General features: G+C 51.3%; 16 protein-coding genes. 3 read left to right on the top strand and 13 right to left on the bottom strand.

Translation table 11 applies throughout. From position 1 onward, the window contains the following. Window positions 1-28: 28 nt before the first annotated feature. The 6 genes from PVA48_RS08205 to PVA48_RS08180 form a co-directional block, all read right to left on the bottom strand. A complete protein-coding gene (locus PVA48_RS08205) occupies window positions 29-373 on the bottom strand; it encodes a hypothetical protein (RefSeq protein ID WP_022396448.1) in 345 nt (114 codons plus the stop codon). After that, window positions 366-707: an EamA family transporter gene (locus tag PVA48_RS08200; protein WP_022396447.1), complete on the bottom strand. Its 342-nt coding sequence runs from the start codon at window positions 705-707 to the stop codon at window positions 366-368. Before PVA48_RS08200 ends, PVA48_RS08205 begins: the two co-directional genes overlap by 8 nt. Before the next feature lie 22 nt (window positions 708-729). Continuing rightward, entirely contained in the window at window positions 730-1668 is a 939-nt protein-coding gene (locus PVA48_RS08195) for a glycosyltransferase family 2 protein (RefSeq protein WP_022396446.1), read from the bottom strand. After that, entirely contained in the window at window positions 1665-2165 is a 501-nt protein-coding gene (locus tag PVA48_RS08190) for a GNAT family N-acetyltransferase (RefSeq protein ID WP_102722630.1), read from the bottom strand. Before PVA48_RS08190 ends, PVA48_RS08195 begins: the two co-directional genes overlap by 4 nt. Beyond that, complete coding sequence (rffA, locus tag PVA48_RS08185; protein ID WP_102728736.1) at window positions 2162-3301, bottom strand: dTDP-4-amino-4,6-dideoxygalactose transaminase; 1140 nt, start codon at window positions 3299-3301, stop codon at window positions 2162-2164. Before rffA ends, PVA48_RS08190 begins: the two co-directional genes overlap by 4 nt. 182 nt (window positions 3302-3483) lie before the next feature. Continuing rightward, complete coding sequence (locus tag PVA48_RS08180; RefSeq protein ID WP_423231575.1) at window positions 3484-4551, bottom strand: acyltransferase family protein; 1068 nt, start codon at window positions 4549-4551, stop codon at window positions 3484-3486. 121 nt (window positions 4552-4672) lie between these two features. Here PVA48_RS08180 and PVA48_RS08175 point away from each other — a divergent pair, with 121 nt between their 5' ends. After that, window positions 4673-5260, top strand: coding sequence for a SprT-like domain-containing protein (locus PVA48_RS08175; RefSeq protein WP_215451146.1), 588 nt, complete (start codon window positions 4673-4675; stop codon window positions 5258-5260). A 252-nt stretch (window positions 5261-5512) separates the two neighbouring features. Here PVA48_RS08175 and PVA48_RS08170 read toward each other — a convergent pair whose 3' ends face one another. The 5 genes from PVA48_RS08170 to PVA48_RS08150 are packed head-to-tail and all read right to left on the bottom strand — an operon-like array spanning window position 5513 to window position 8729. Next, a complete protein-coding gene (locus PVA48_RS08170) occupies window positions 5513-6874 on the bottom strand; it encodes a hypothetical protein (protein ID WP_423231574.1) in 1362 nt (453 codons plus the stop codon). 36 nt (window positions 6875-6910) lie between these two features. Beyond that, the gene (locus PVA48_RS08165) at window positions 6911-7633 is read right to left on the bottom strand and encodes a hypothetical protein (RefSeq protein WP_423231573.1); all 723 of its coding nucleotides are present in this window, start codon (window positions 7631-7633) and stop codon (window positions 6911-6913) included. Then, window positions 7630-7818 (bottom strand): RHS repeat-associated core domain-containing protein, encoded by a 189-nt coding sequence (locus PVA48_RS08160; RefSeq protein WP_423232506.1) that lies wholly within the window; start codon window positions 7816-7818, stop codon window positions 7630-7632. The genes PVA48_RS08165 and PVA48_RS08160 overlap by 4 nt, the downstream gene beginning before the upstream one ends. Further along, window positions 7818-8435 carry a hypothetical protein gene (locus PVA48_RS08155; RefSeq protein ID WP_423231572.1) on the bottom strand — a complete coding sequence of 206 codons (618 nt, stop codon included), beginning with the start codon at window positions 8433-8435 and terminating at the stop codon, window positions 7818-7820. The genes PVA48_RS08160 and PVA48_RS08155 overlap by 1 nt, the downstream gene beginning before the upstream one ends. A 54-nt stretch (window positions 8436-8489) precedes the next feature. Then, window positions 8490-8729, bottom strand: a complete 240-nt coding sequence (locus PVA48_RS08150) for a hypothetical protein (protein ID WP_102722625.1) — start codon at window positions 8727-8729, stop codon at window positions 8490-8492. Between the two features lie 357 nt (window positions 8730-9086). Between PVA48_RS08150 and PVA48_RS08145 the strand changes: the two genes are divergently transcribed. Continuing rightward, window positions 9087-9323, top strand: coding sequence for a hypothetical protein (locus PVA48_RS08145; RefSeq protein WP_146021157.1), 237 nt, complete (start codon window positions 9087-9089; stop codon window positions 9321-9323). Further along, the gene (locus PVA48_RS08140; protein WP_102722623.1) at window positions 9224-9601 is read left to right on the top strand and encodes a SprT-like domain-containing protein; all 378 of its coding nucleotides are present in this window, start codon (window positions 9224-9226) and stop codon (window positions 9599-9601) included. The genes PVA48_RS08145 and PVA48_RS08140 overlap by 100 nt, the downstream gene beginning before the upstream one ends. 546 nt (window positions 9602-10147) lie before the next feature. Here PVA48_RS08140 and PVA48_RS08135 read toward each other — a convergent pair. Together PVA48_RS08135 and PVA48_RS08130 are read right to left on the bottom strand one after the other, a co-directional pair. Beyond that, window positions 10148-10666, bottom strand: coding sequence for a hypothetical protein (locus tag PVA48_RS08135; protein WP_146018222.1), 519 nt, complete (start codon window positions 10664-10666; stop codon window positions 10148-10150). Then, window positions 10647-11609, bottom strand: a complete 963-nt coding sequence (locus PVA48_RS08130; protein WP_423232505.1) for an RHS repeat domain-containing protein — start codon at window positions 11607-11609, stop codon at window positions 10647-10649. The genes PVA48_RS08135 and PVA48_RS08130 overlap by 20 nt, the downstream gene beginning before the upstream one ends. Between the last annotated feature and the right edge of the window lie 4107 nt (window positions 11610-15716).

Genomic DNA, 15716 nt, shown 5'->3' with positions numbered 1-15716 from the left:
GAAGGACCAAAAGGCCATGGCCGCCGCCTCAGCGGTTCAGGCAGATGATAATGCCCGCAATAATCATCAGGTTGCCGCCCACCTTGCGCATGGTAATGGGCTTGCCGAAAAAAATCCGGTCGAAGAAAAGGATGTACACGTATGCGGAGCATTCCAGCACATTCACTGTAATCATCGGCAAATGGGACAGGCAGTAAAACGTGAGCAGGCAGCAGCCCAGGAAAATGGAATACGCCGTCACGGTGGCCGGATTCACGAAATAGGAAAGGCCGGACAGCCGTTCGTTCATGGCGGACTTTTTCAGAATCACCTGCGTGCAGGAGGCCAGGAAAACGGAAAACAGGTTCAGGCCGATGTAGAATTCCTCATTCATGCGCGTCCTCCTCCGTGGAAACAAGAATAATGCCGCTGATAATCAGCACCGCCCCTGCCGCCAGCGTCCAGGAAAGGGTCTCCCCCAGGCAGAGCCACGCCAGCAGGATTCCCCAGATGACCACGGCGGAACGGTTGGCATAAGCCACGCCCAGATTGAACTTTTTCAGCATCACCTGCCACCCTGCCGCATAAATGCCCAGCAGGAACAGCACGCCGGCCAGCAGGGCGAACCGGTGCCAGTCCGTCCAGCTATAGGGAGCCGCCATCCGCCCCAGAACGGTATTCAGGGCGTAAACGATGAACAGCAGGTGCAGAATAAGGTAGTTGATCATGAGAGAAAAAGAGCGGAGGAACTCACTCATACCGGCGCGCCACCACTACGGCGGGCCTGTGCTTGGTCTCCTTGTAAATCTTGGAAATGTAAATGCCGATGACCCCCAGGCTCATCAGAATCAGACCGCCGACCAGCCAGATGGAGGCCACGGAGGAGGCCCAGCCGGGAGGCGCCACATTGTACAAAAGCTGGCGCACAACCACCCAGATGACGTACAGCATGGCAATCAGGGTGACCCCCAGTCCGAAGTAGGAAATGTACACCAGCGGCCTGGCGCTGTAGGAAACCACGGAATTCATCGCCAGCGCCATCTTCTTGCGGAAGGTGTAGGTGGTGGGGGAAGAGGACGCCTTCTTCACCGTGCACGGCACCTGCCGGAAGCCGGCGGAAACGCACAGGCCGAAGAAAAAGGGCTCCCGGTCCTGGAATTTCAACATCTCCCGCAGGAAACGCGCGCTCATCAGCCGCGCCGTGACCATGTTCCTGGTAATCTGCTGGTCGGAAAGCAGGTTGAACAGCGTGTAAAACAACTCTCCGGAAACGGCTTCAAACAGGCCGCCCTTTCTCTTCTCCTGCACGCCGTACACCACGTCCGCCCCGGTGGAGGCCATCTCCCGGGAAAAATCCGCCAGCCATTCGGGGGCTTCCTCCAGATCACTGTCAATCAGGAACACGCGCTCTCCGCGGGCTTCCTCGCAGGCTACGTACATGGCCAGATGGTGGCCGAAATTGCGGGACAAATCCACCACGCGCACCCGGCTGTCCTTTTCCCGTTCCTTCAGGGCCTGTTCCAGCCCTCCCCTGGGGCAGCCGTCATTCACCAGCACCACCTCTGTGCGGGAGGGGTCATAACCCGCCTCAAGCGCGGCAGCAAAACTGCGGGAACAGAACTCCGCCAGATAGCCACCCGTGCAGTACACGGTAGCCACAATGGACAGTTGAACCTGTGGATCAGTCATAACATTTTTACATACATCAGAACGCGCTTTCTTTCCCCGTTCTTCTCGCACTCCCCGTCCTCTTCCGGGGCATGGGAAAATCCCATGCGTTCATGAAAACGGATGGAAGCGGCGTTATTCTCCAGAATCCGGGCGTACAGCCGTTCCAGCTCCAGCTCTGTTGCAGCCAGCTCCATCATCCGCGCATACGCGGCGGAAGCCGGGCGCAGTTCCCTGAATCCCCGGTCATACAGATAAATGCCTATCTCACCGCGGCGCGCGGCGCGGTCAAACCACGGCAGGTACACCAGCCCCAGCGGCACCCGGTCCGCGTAAATCACGCAGGCAAGGGCGTCCTCACCGCGGATATTCCTTTCCAGCCATGCCTGGTGCTGGTCCTCCGTTACCTGGTCCAGCAGAAAAAAAGGGCTGACCGCGTCGGAATTGCGCCACATGCGGAGCTGCATGCGCATGGACTCGTCCACATCGGACACGTTGACCAGGTGAATCTTCATCATTCTTCAAACTCTTCCAGGCCGAACCCGGCCCGCAGCACTTCCCGGCAGCCCTCTTCCCCCAGGTCATAATACAGGGGAAGCCTCAGCAGCGTTTCACTGGTGCGGTCCGTATGCGGCATGGGGCCGGCACAACGCCCAAACCTCACCCCGGCGGGGGAGGAATGCAGGGGGATGTAATGGAACACGGCCTTGATTCCGCATTCCGCCAGTTTGCCAATCAGGCTGGTGCGCTCCTCCAGAGAATTGAGCAGGATGTAATACATGTGCGCGTTGTGCGCGCAGTGTTCCGGAACGCACGGACGCCGCAGGACGCCCTGTTTTTCCAGGGGTTCCAGCGCGCGGTGGTACATATTCCACCACTTCAGTCTTTCCCCGTTGATCTCCTGCCCGTGTTCAAGCTGGGCGTACAAATAGGCGGCTGTCATCTCTCCGGGCAGGTAGGATGAGCCTACGTCCACCCAGGTATACTTGTCTACCTGGCCGCGGAAAAACTTGGCCCGGTTGGTTCCTTTTTCCCGGATAATCTCCGCGCGCTCCATCAGCTCCCGATCATTCACCAGCAGGGCGCCGCCCTCTCCGGAAATGACGTTCTTGGTCTCATGGAAGCTGTAGCACCCCAAATGGCCGATGGAACCGAGTCTGCGCCCCCTGTAACAGGAGCCTACGCCCTGGGCGGCGTCTTCAATCACGTACAAATGGTGCCGCCGGGCAATCTCCATAATCGCATCCATCTCGCACGCCACGCCCGCATAATGAACTACGCAGATGGCGCGGGTGCGGTCCGTGATGGCCGCTTCAATCAGCGTCTCGTCAATATTCTGCGTATCCGGCCTGATGTCCACGAACACCGGAACGCCGCCGCGCAGCACAAACGCGTTCGCCGTGGAGACGAACGTATAGGAAGGCATGATAATCTCGTCCCCCGGGCGGCAATCGATCAGCAGGGCCGCCATTTCCAAAGCCGCGGTTCCGGAATGGACTAGCAGGGCCTTTCCGGCCCCGGTGCGCTCCATAAGCAGCTCATGGCATTTCTTCGTATAATAGCCGTCCCCGCATAAATGGGCACGCTGGATGGCGTCCCGGATATAATCCAGTTCGGGACCGTGTTTGTGAGGTTGGTTGAAAGGAATCTCCATGGCTCCAGAAAGGACCGGCTCATGACGAACGCCCGGCGCAGGCATGCCGGTCCACGCGGAAAACGCTCCACGCGGCAGCGCCGCCCGCACGCGGAAGACCCTACTATGAACGGAGGGCTGAAAACAAGCCTAGACCTTGATGAAGGTCCGGTTTTTGTACATGTAATACAGCACGCCCCAAATCAGGGCGTAATTGCACAAATAAAAGACAAACCGGTTCGCATCCCCGAAACACTCGCTGAACCCGGTAAACAGCACCCGGGAGAAATTGCGCGTGGGGGGCACAGCTCCGCCCACATGTACACGAAAATGGCATTGCTCCCGATCACGGAGAAAAAGAACGTCAGCCAGTTCAGTTTCAGCACATCCGTCAGCAGGTAGAACAGGGCCAGCAGGAAATAGCACCATCCCGCCGCCCACAATACCATGGAGCTGGTGAACAAATGCTTGATGATAGGAAAATCCAGGCTCCAGACATATCCCAGAATCAGGCAGCCCGCACCTGCGCCAAGCAGCCACGCCAGCTTCTTCCCGTGCCCCTGCACCCCTTTCAGAATCTGGCCGCCCAGCAGCCCGAGCATGGTCATGGCCCCAAAGCCGAACTGGGCCAGAATCCACGCGTAATTCGTCTTATCCTGCCAATCCCCCATCAGGTACTTGTCCAGCAGCAGTGCCAGGTTCCGTCCCGGTTCCAGCATCCCTGCCGTGCAGGAACCCACTACGGGGTCGGAAAAAGGAACGAACTTCATGACCAGCCAGTACACAACCAGCAACAGCCCTGTTACCACTACCTGCCACCGGATGGACAGATGAAGAAGGCAAATGGCCGCAATCAAGTAGCCGGAGGCGATGGCCTGGAGCGTATTGCAGTACAGGGACATCTTGGACGGTTCAAAACTCAGCAGGTTCCCCTGCACCACCATCCCCAGCAAAAAAAGCACCACCACCCGCTTGGCCACCTTCAGGTAAATCTTCCACATGGGTTCCGTGCCGATGCGCCTGGAAAAGGAAAACGGCATGGCTGTCCCCACAATGAACAGGAAAAGGGGCATCACCAGGTCCCAGGCCGCAAACCCCTCCCAGTTCACGTGCGCGCTGTGCTTCACCAGCCATGCGGGGCTCTGGTCATAAAAAAGATTGATGCCGGCTACCACCAGCGCCAAGCCTCCGGTCAGAAAAAACATGTCAAAACCCCGCAGGGCGTCAATGGCCGCAATCCTCTGCGGCTTGGTACCGGAAGCTGAACTCATAGTGATATTCCCTATTACGGAGCCCTTCCCTTCAACCTTTCCGCATGCTTTCTTTTTCCGCGATCCTGCAAAGAAAAACGGTCGTTCCGTAAAAAAGACGCCCCCCTGCGGCAACTCCGTCATGATGACCTTCTCCGTATTTCCTTCCCCGCGTTCCGTGCTATGCTCTCCCCGCAGCATGACCATCGGGAACCTCCAATCCGGCAACCGCGACAGCTTCCGGGACATTGAAATCTACGCCCGGCTGAAAATGGATGAACTGGGCCTCCCGGACTGGAAATTCGGCTGGGACCGCGCCCGCAGGAGGCTGGGCGTATGCCGCCTGCTGGAAAAAAGCATCTCCCTCTCCGTCCACTTTGTCCGCGCCAATCTGGAAGCCCCCCATGAAATCCGTGACACCATCCTGCATGAAATAGCCCACGCCCTGGCCTGGACACGCCACGGAGAACGCACCCACGGCCCGCGGTGGAAACAAATCTGCCGGGAAATAGGGGCCGTCCCCTGCGCTGCCGCCAAACCGGACGCCATCCGCGTCACCACATACAAGTACCTTCTGCGCCTGAAAACGACGGGCGAAGTCGTCGGCAAATACCACCGCCGCCCCGCCTTTGCCAAACATCTCAAGCGCATGGCCCTGAAAGGGCGCCCCGACACCCTGGGGCAACTGGAATTGATTCCCAGCGAAAAACAGGATACGTCATTATCATAAAAGCTCACCTTCTGCATTCTTCCAGCGGGTCATCAGGGAGTTGTACCGGCATTCGTATGTGGTCATTGTTTGACCATTCCATCCTGACCGTTGCCGATGGCAGTCACAAGATTGAGTTGGAATGGTAGATATTACTGCGAAGTTTGGCGTTGGGATAGGAGAGCCGGTAAAAGAAAACGCCGATCTTGTCACATGCGGTTTACCGCCTATATCCACAGACATTATTTCTTCATTACTTTTACTTTAAAGTATCTATTGTACTTCAGGCTTTTCATCCGATATGACTGGATACACAAATTGATGTAAAAACTCCGAATGCAGAATAAGAGCAATATCCATGATCATATCCTGGAATTTGGTCAAATTTTCATCATTCACAATGGATGAACTTTTTTTCCATTCCAGATCATTGGGCATTCGGATATAAAATAGTTCGGAATCCGATATTTCTTCTTTCCGTTGAAAACGTAATTGGGAAAACAAGGTTTTCATTTTTGAAAACAGATCATTTGAAATGATAAGACCTCTTGTGACACCATCCAAACTAAGAGCCATTTCCCAATACTCTTGTTGAGATAATTTACGCAACCCATATTGATGTTCCAGTTGCTCGTAACCTGCTGGAATCGGCAATGTCTTATGAAAAAATAAATCATTGAACAAGTGCATTTTATCATTTTTGATCATGGCGTAATAAATATACTTCCCGCGAATTGACAACCCAGCTGTATATTGGAAATCCAAAAATAAAATCCGGATGCTGTCGGGATAATCTTTCGGGAATAATATATTCCATAACCGCTTCGAATCAAACTGATCAGCCAAATAATTATGATTATCTTTATTTTTTAATTCATTATTTGCTTTGAATTGATGGGCAATCCATAATTGCTCATATACCCCAAGATGAGCAAACTCAGACGTATTATAAATCAGTCTATATAAATACTGATATTTTCTGACTACGCGACTAATATACTCGCTGCACCACACAAGCCATGATTTGTCTTTCAAATCAGTTCTGCCGGTGAAATATGAACATAAGGCAACCCATGGCATATTTTGGTATTGGATCATGGAAAGGGTTCCTCCGTATTCCTGCATATTCAAGGAACCTATATCTACCCACTCCATTCCAAGTCTTCTCGGTGAATGTTGAAATAGACTCATGGTATCTGAAAGCTGTTTCAAAAGACATGGCAATAGTTGTATGGCTTGCAGTTCAGGAGCATTGATATAATCAGTCAAACTGTACATCCAGCAGGGCATTAAATTTAGGTATTCATACCAGAAATGCGTGAACGGGTAATAATGCCGATACAGGAGTTGCTGGCGACATATCCTCCATGTCTTAATGCCATATGGGTTACTGGGCAAATCCGGTGATATGGGAAATTCCAGCCATGAGAGAGAGCCTGATTCAGGATAGATTTTCCGCAATTCTGATTCCAACAAATTGTTCTTATCTTTTTCCAAATTTCCCCAACATGGATCACTCACCAAGTAAAAAATCTGTATATCACTATCGTTAAGACTCTTGCTGCTGGAATCTGTAGAAGATACAAATATATCATCTAAGTTTGCAGAAGACTCTCGCAGGTGATCATCCCCCACGAAAAAGAACCTAAACATAAATATATTATTAAGATATTAGTGCCTAGTCTTCCCAGATTTCGGAGGACGTGGCTTCGGTAGTAAAGGTTTTCCGTGTTCATCTAAAATAACAATATTTGCTTCTTTATTTGATTGAGGGTCATCAATCTGTCGCGCTACCAAGATAGCTGTGAAATCTTCTTCTGAGAATTGTGTTTTTATATCTTGATCCAACGTTTTTAGTCTGAGAGCTTTGCGAGCTGGTTTCGGAGTACTTTGGATAACATATGCAGGGACACTTTCAGGATTGTCCATTTTAGGAACTCTATGTCCATTAGCCCATACAAATCCATATCCAGTACGTTCATCTTCTGGAGAAAGGGAACCAGGTCCAAATACGCCTTCCAACCTTCCGCCTAGAACGAACCCTGTTTTTTCATTTATACCATCGTGTTTGAATACGATATTGTGAGAATGCCAAATTGCTACTTCACAATAATTTTTTGGAGCTACTTCTGGTTGGTGGTGATATGTTTTACTCTCTGCTTCGTGATTACTTACTTTATATGAATAGGAATTAGCTGTTTTTTTTCTAAATAAAGCCCCTCCATGCTCGACAGTTTGCCTGCCACTTAACATCTTAAAATTAGCTTTTTTAATAATTTTACTTAGTGCAGCTAAAATATGCTTAGATACTTCTTTTTTCAAGAATTTTGTTGCATTATCATAATCATCCATCAAAGCAGGCTTTAATCCTAATAAGTCTAATTTATTTATCACAGCATTTCCTGAAAATGCATATAAATTTGCTCCCCCTGTTCATCAATAGGATCCCTGTTAATCCATCTGCCGTCTGTAGGATTCAGGTAGCGGTAATTGTAGTAGATCAGGTCAAGCTCGTCGTCCATGAACTCGCAGGAAAACCTGAACTTGTTTTCCTGAGCCCTGTCGCCCTGCGCCGTGATTAGGGCTCCAAGGGGGCATACTCATAGCGCGCCCTTCGCGTCTGCTTACAGTCAAAGATGGAAGTGACGTTCTTCAGAGCATCGTGCATGAAGCAAAAATGTTCCTTTATTCCCGTACCATTATCCTTCCAGCTGGTCATCATCAAGATACGCGAGGCCATCGGTTCCGTCGGATCCCACAGATAGGTTTTCGCAAGTCTGTAAGAAGGGCGCATCAAATCCAGTTGGGCCACCTGCAAATAGCCCCGGTAGAGGAACCAGCAATAGCTGGCTGTTAATCCGTTGACGGTGACCTTCTTGCTGAAGCGTCTTCCCTGGTAGTCGTAGCCGCAGGTAAGGACAGTCCGTCCGTCTTTGCTGGTAAAAATTACAGGGCGGTCATTGGCATCATAGCTCACTTTCCAAATGCCGATAGAAGTCTTGATTCTGGTCTGATTGCCGTCTGCATCGTAAGTGGGAATGAATGGTTCCGTATTTCTGGTAATGTCCGTGTACTGGTTAAGCCGGTCGGCATTGTAGGATACTTCTTCCTCCAGTTCCCGTGCAGTCTTGCGGTTGCCGATGTTGTCGTACCGGTAGCTGTAGCTGCCTCTCTCCCTGAGTTGATCTCCAGTCAATTCACTGCGGCTGTTGTAGGTAAAATCTCTTACTGTGGCAGGAAGGGCGGCATCTCAGGAGTCCCGGCGTTGAACTGGACGCGTCAGGGCATCATACTGGTATTCATGGCCGGCGGCCATGCCTCCATTTCCCTGTTTCTCATAGCCAATGGAAGCCACGAGGTTGAGCTTGGGATGGTAGATGTTTCTGCGAACCATGCCGTTGGGGTAGGTGAGCCGATTGAGGAAGCCGCTGGTTTCATCGTATTCCCAAGTGAAGGAAGAGGCCAAACCATCCAGATTCACCCCAATCATGCCACCTTTCCGATCGTAGTCAAGATGGGAGCGCTGCACCGTGCGGGGCTCTGGTCATAAAAAAGATTGATGCCGGCCACTACCAGGGCCAGCCCCCCGTCAGGAAAAACATGTCAAAAACCCGCAGGGCGTCAATGGCCGCAATCCTCTGCGGCTTGGTACCGGAAGCTGAAATCATAGTGATATCCCCTATTACGGAGCCCTGCCCTTCAACCTTTCCGCATGCTTTCTTTTTCCGCGATTCCGCAAAGAAAAACGTCTGTTTCCGTAAAAAAACCATACCCTCCGCGGCAACTCCGTCATGATGACCTTCTCCGTATTTCCTCCCCACACTCCGTGCTATGCTCTCCCCGCAGCATGACCATCGGGAACCTCCAATCCGGCAACCGCGACAGCTTCCGGGACATTGAAATTTATGCCCGCCTGAAAATGGATGAACTGGACCTCCCGGATTGGAAATTCGGCTGGGACCGTGCCCGCAGGCGGCTGGGCGTATGCCGCCTGCTGGAAAAAAGCATCTCCCTCTCCGTCCACTTTGTCCGCGCCAATCTGGAAGCCCCCATGAAATCCGTGACACCATCCTGCATGAGATAGCCCACGCCCTGGCCTGGACACGCCACGGAGAACGCACCCACGGCCCGCGGTGGAAACAAATCTGCCGGGAAATAGGGGCCGTTCCCTGCGCCGCCGCCAAACCGGACGCCATCCGCGTCACCACATACAAGTACCTTCTGCGCCTGAAAACGACGGGAGAGGTTGTGGGAAAGTACCACCGCCGCCCCGCCTTCGCCAAACACCTCAAGCGCATGGCCCTGAAAGGGCGCCCCGACACGTTGGGCCAGTTGGAGCTGGCGCCTTATGAAAAAGAATGACCAAGGGTGGCATACAAAATTTCTGATATTGTCGCATTAATATCAAAAGTTTCCTCTCTGCCTGGTTTGACTTTCAATCGGTCCACCACAGCTATTGTAACAATCGCCAAGCCTGGCTTTTAAACTGGTGCGGCATTTGAAGAATATCCAAAACAACGACAGGAATATTTGAAACCTACATACTTGACTAATCATCCTTAAATAGTCATCTGATTCGTCCAAACCGGGCATCTCTCTTTTCATTAAATCCAATAAATAAAAAATGGAAAGAAACTGTGAATTATTATTAAAATTTAATGATATAAATTTCTAAGTATATCATTCAAAAATTGTTCACCTTCAAATAATAAAAAGATGTAAAATAGTCTCATTAGTCAAGTATATAGATTCCTCAAAAACACCGGAACGGCTATACAACCCAGCAAAGCTATCTGCTATAAATCAGCAAAAGCAAACCCTCCGGAAAATGCAACTTTCCGGAGGGTTTGGAAATATTAAAATCTTACGTCTAACCCTGTAACGCTTTTTCAGGACGAACCATACCTATCATTTTGTCAATTCCATAGCTTTACATCGTTGATTCCCTTCTGCTGACCAAGCGTATTCAATATGGAGCAATTTAATTGACATATCTTGAATTTCAAAAGTGAAAAGAACACAATCCGGATCACGTTTCATTCCATTTTCTTCTGGCAACGGAGGCAAGTCGGTGGAATTCAACGTAAATTGATAAATATCCTTCCCTTTTAATTGCAACTGAATCGGCAATATACTCCTATTCGTAAATAATACCAATCGGTCACCATTTCGAATATTTTTCAATTTTCCCTTTCCCTTGATATCTTCCGTATAGATAGTGCTTTTATTATGATAAAAAGAACCAACAGGATTAATAATTTTTTGAAAAAACGAATTATCTCTCTCAAGAGAGATGAAAGCCTTTACAGGTATCTCGTCTTGATTTTTTATGGTTACTTCCAATTGCTCTTTTCCAAATAAATTCATTAAAGAAAAAGGAATTAAAATTAATAAAATAATTAGAATCTTATTTCTTACATTTTTCATTTTCGTCGAATTCATCATTTCCTGGTTGAGATTCTGGAGGATCATAATCACCGCCAATACAATTCCTATAAGCAGTTTTCCATGTTGTATTGCTGTTATTGCCTAAAGGCTTATAGATATAACATTCTTGATTTATTTTTTCCATTTCTTTTTGGATACAACTATAGGCTATTGAACACATTCTTTCACTCACGATAGCTACAGTCTCACAACGATTAGGATTGCTTTCGGCATCATTAAGATCTTCAGTGATACCTACGCTGAGAGGATCCGTTCCATTTGAAATCGAACCACATCCTCCAATGACATTCCCCCATGAGCCACAACATCCCTTACAATGAGAGCTTTGTCCATTTCCGTTACCACTACCGCTACTACCGCTACTACCACCAGCACCGCTACTTTTTCCTCTTCCTGTAGGACCTCCTCTACATCCTCTGGAGGGGCCTGACGAAGAGACAAACCTGATCACGCAATGGGCTCTGCTAAAGACCGCTACAGGCCTGCAACAAATTTGGATTGAACATCCTTCTTGCGGAGGTGTTGGTGCAGGAGGTGTTGGTGCAGGAGGTGTTGGTGCAGGAGGAAAAATAGGAACTTCAACGATTCCAGAAGCACCTCCATTGTAGGGGGGTATTTTACCTAATAAATCCACTTCTATGTTAATTCTATTCCTAATAAATGCATACAAATTCCAACCTCCTTGTTCCTGAATGGGATCCCTGTTGATCCATCTTCCGTCTGTGGGATTGAGGTGGCGGTAATTGTAGTAAACGAGTCCCAGTTCGTCATCCATGTACTCGCAAGAAAAGCGGAACCTACTTTCCTGAGCCATGTTTCTCTCTGCCACAATAAGTCTGCCAAAGGGTGCATACTCATAGCGAGCTCTTCGCGTTTGGTAATCATCAAAGATAGAAGTGACATTTTTCAATGCATCGTGCATGAAGCAAAGATGCTGATCAATGGTTGTTCCACCGTTTTTCCAATTAGTCAACATCAGAACGCGTGTAGCGGTCGGTTCCGTCGGATCCCACAAATAGCTTTTTACCAGCAAAGGTTCAGGATGCATCAAATCCAGCTCGGCTACCTGCAAATAGCCTCGGTACAAGTACCAGCAATGGCTGGATATTGTTCCATTGACGGTGACTTTCTTCTCGAAGCGCCTTCCCTGGTAGTCGTAGCCGCAAGTGATGGCCGTTCGGCCATCCTGGCTGGTGAAGACAACGGGGCGGTCGTTGGCGTCGTAACTGATTTCCCAGATACCTGTCGAGGTCCTGATGCGGGTCTGGTTGCCATCTGCATCGTAAGTGGGAGTGAATGAAACTTCATTCACGGTCATGTCCATGTACTGATTGAGGCTATTGGCCGCATACGAGACTTCCTCTTCCAGTTCCTGAACAGTCTTGCGGTTGCCAATGTTATCGTACCGATAGTTGAAGCTCCCACCCTGCCGGATTTGATCTTTGACCAGTTCACTGCGTTTGTTATAGGTAAAATCTCTTATCGTCGCAGGAGTGGCAGCATCCCATGAGTCCCGGCGTTGAGTGGGACGCATCAGCGCGTCGTAGTCGTATTCGTGGCCGGCCGCCAATTCGCCATCCGCGCCCTTCCTGTAACCGATGGCGGTTACGAGGTTGAGCCTGGGATGGTAAGTATTGCTGCGGACCATGCCATTGGGGTAGGTGAGATGGTTGAGGAAGCCGCTGGTTGGATTGTACCGCCAGGTAAAGGAAGACTCCAGTCCTTCCAGATTCATCCTAATAATGCCACCCTGATGGTCATAGTCAAGATGGGAGTGCTGCACGGTGCGTGTGCCGAGCATCAGGCGATATCCGTTGGAACGCCCCTGGGCATCGTATTCTTCCTGAGTGCAGCTTTCCACACCTCCAAAGAAAGTGTCCTGGATCATGCGGCCGTAGGAATCGTAGGAAAATTCCCTGATGCCGGAGGCATCGGAGATAGAGACCACTTGACCTAGATGGTTATAAGAATAGAGCCAGGATATGGTTTCATCGCTGTGAGAAATGGAGACAAGTTCTCCGGTCAATGGCGCGTAGATATAGCTAGCGACAATCCCTCTGGCCTTGGTCAATGTCTCCAGACGGTTGAGTCCGTCGTAGGTTTTGGAGACACAGGACCCGTCTGCATAGGTCTTCTTAAGTTCCAGCCCCGTAGCCACGTGGTAGAGCCAAGTGGTGGTGTCTCCGTCAGTACGGCCGGAAGGATTATTCGTAATATCCCCTTCATCCATCCTGAAAGTAGTCAACGCCACCATGTGATCGGCTTCGTCGTAGGCGAAACAGGCCGGCTGAATGGCGGTGCCGTACTCGGCTATCTTTCTGCCGCGGATGTCGTAGGAATAGCAGGTAGTGCCTCCCAGCCCGTCGGTGATGGAAGCCACGGCATTGCAGCAGGGAAGGTAGCTGGTGGTGGTCATGGTGCCGGATGCGTCCGTGATCTTGACAGTACGTCCTGCAAGATCCGTTTCCTCAATAGTAGTGTTGCCGCGGCCGTCGGTTTTTTCTAGAATCATGCCTGTGGAGATATAGAAGCGCTGCTGTGAGGCATGGATGCCGGTGTGATTCGTTTGACTTACCATAAAGCCGTCTACGATGACAGATTCGGCTATAATATCCGAAGTCGGAATCTGGTTGAACCGGGCGCGTTTAGTCGGAGCGGTATACTCCGTCCACTGGATGCTCTGCTGCCCGTAGACGTCTGTGGTGATGGATTTGTTTTCCAGAATTGCACTGAGCCTGGAAATCATATTCTCCGTGGTTTGAGTGAGGGGGCAACCGTCGGCATTGTAGGTAGTGGAAGTGTGCACCTGGTAGATGCCGTCTTCCCGAACCCGGAAGCAGGATGAGGTTTCCGATATCCTGTTTTTTGAAGTATCCTCCGGATGGAGAGTGTCCAAGAGAACAGTTCGTCTTATGGCTTGCCCCAGTTCACTGTAAGTGGTGACCGTGGGTGCCAAATCTTCCTTTTGGGTGTGTACGAGCAGTCCTTTCTCATTGTAGGCATTCCTGGTTGTTACGAATCCCCCCTTCGTATTGGGTTGTTCCTGCCGGACGGTTTGGCCAAAACCGTTTTCCAGATTGCGTGAGAGAATGGCTCCTTTGGACAAAGTGGTGGTCAGGATGCCTTCTTCTGTCAGCTCCAGCCGGGTCTCCATCTCTCGCTGGCCGGTTCCGCCTTGTAAGATGGTAGTCCCGTCATAGTACCTCTTGGTAAGTAGTGTGGCTCCCGAAGGAGTAGTGATGGTTGTTGTAAGGTAGTCCTCTCTGTATTCCGTTCGTGTCACTCTGCCAAGTATATCCGTAGAGGAAACTACTCGTCCCAGATCGTCGTACTGCGCCCCTTCTACCGTGGTCATGGCTCCTATGTCGCGGCGTGTCGAAACCTTTCTTCCCGCCGCATCATAGCTGTAGGAAGTAATTGTTTCCGGAGTGGTTTCCGTCGCCGAGCGAATGGTTTCCTCCAGCTGCTTGGCCGAGTTGTAGCCGTAGCTGGTGGTGATGCCGTCTTCGTCAGTTTCCCTCAACGGGCCACAGCACATCCATTCCGTCGTGCTGGTGCGCCCGTTGCCCTTCGTCGTCTTGACGAGCCTCTGTTCGTCATCGTACTCGTAGTCCTCCGAGGCAATCAGCGACCAGTCCTCTCCGGTGTGAACGTATTGTTCTTTCCTGGTGGTGGCGCCGTTTTCAGCGATGTATTGCACGTTTCGTGTACTTTGTCCCGGAACGATGCTTCCGTTGGCCTGCACGGTCTCCGTCTCCTTGTGGAGGGCTCCGTATTCCGCGGCTGCTTCATAGGAATAAACCCTCTGGACGCCATTGACGCCCTGGCTCATCTTCCGCCTGCCCCGGGCGTAGGGATACTCCGCCGCCTCGCCGTAGGTTTCAGAGATACTGATATGTGTGTTTTCCGACCCCAACGCCGTTTCCTTCACCGTGGTGCGGCTGACCTGCGGACTGTCTTCATACGTGTAAGTGCGCTTGAGAAGTTCCGTTTCCGTTCCATCCTCGGCAATGACCACCTTAGTTTCCGTGGCTGGCCTGAAGTCGTTAAAGCGCAAGTCGGCGTAAGTGGTTCGGGTCCCTCTCTCCCCGCCTCCGGCCCAGGGAGCAGCGGAAAGCACGGTTCTGCCCTGGTCATCGTACTCGTAGCGCGTGTAACCGCCGTCGGGCTTGATCTCCAGAGACACCCGGAACTGGTCGTTATAGGTATAGAGGGTGGTTCGGGCCAGAGGTGTGTTGTATCCCTCCGTCCGGCTGATAGTCAGCCAGCCCCCGTCGGTGTACTTCTTCACCGTGCGGGTACAGGAAGAAGGCGTTTCCTCGTCGATGCCGCGCAAGCTCTCAATCATTTCCCATTTGCCTCCGGGGAGGACATTTTTCTCCACCGTTCGCACGGTGCGCTCATCCCCCTCTCCCTGAATGGTCGTCACCTTGTTGCCTTCCGTCCTTCGCTGCGTCCGGAAGACAGGCATCCCTTCCCTCTGTTCGGCGATATCCATCACCTGCACGCCCTGGTCGTCACTCAATTCATAGCTGACCGTCTTGTAAGGAGTTCCAGTGCCGGCAAAGCCGCGCGCATTCTTGCTCACCTGGCCGGGAGCGTACCATTCCAGGGTGAGCCTGTTGCCTTCCCCAACCGCCTGGAGCAGTCCCTGGGACTTGGACCAGATGCTTTGAATGGCTCCCGTGGAAGGATGGCGGTTCACCTTCATCTGCCGGGAATAATCTTCCGCCGTGGTTTCCACGCCGGAGGCGGAAACCATGGAGACGACCTTTCCGGTGGCTGCCGAGAAGCGCAGGGTGCGCCCATTGCTCTGGACCATGTCCAGATAGGCGGGAGAGCCGCCGGTGCAGGGAGACTTGTCGGCATTCAGCTTCTGAACCTTGTAGTTCAACTTGCGCGAACTTCCGGAGACGGAGGCTTCGGCATGGCCGTCAGAACTCTGGAAGGAGATGGAACTGCCCGTGGGTCGTTTGACGGAGATCTGTCCGGTTTCGGGATTGCAGGAGGCGCTCCATTCGAGAGGGTG

It is taken from the genome of Akkermansia sp. JRP_AM1, from assembly GCF_049262625.1.
GTDB classification, from domain to species: Bacteria; Verrucomicrobiota; Verrucomicrobiia; order Verrucomicrobiales; family Akkermansiaceae; genus Akkermansia; species Akkermansia massiliensis.
This window is presented reverse-complemented; position numbering and strand designations above follow the sequence as displayed.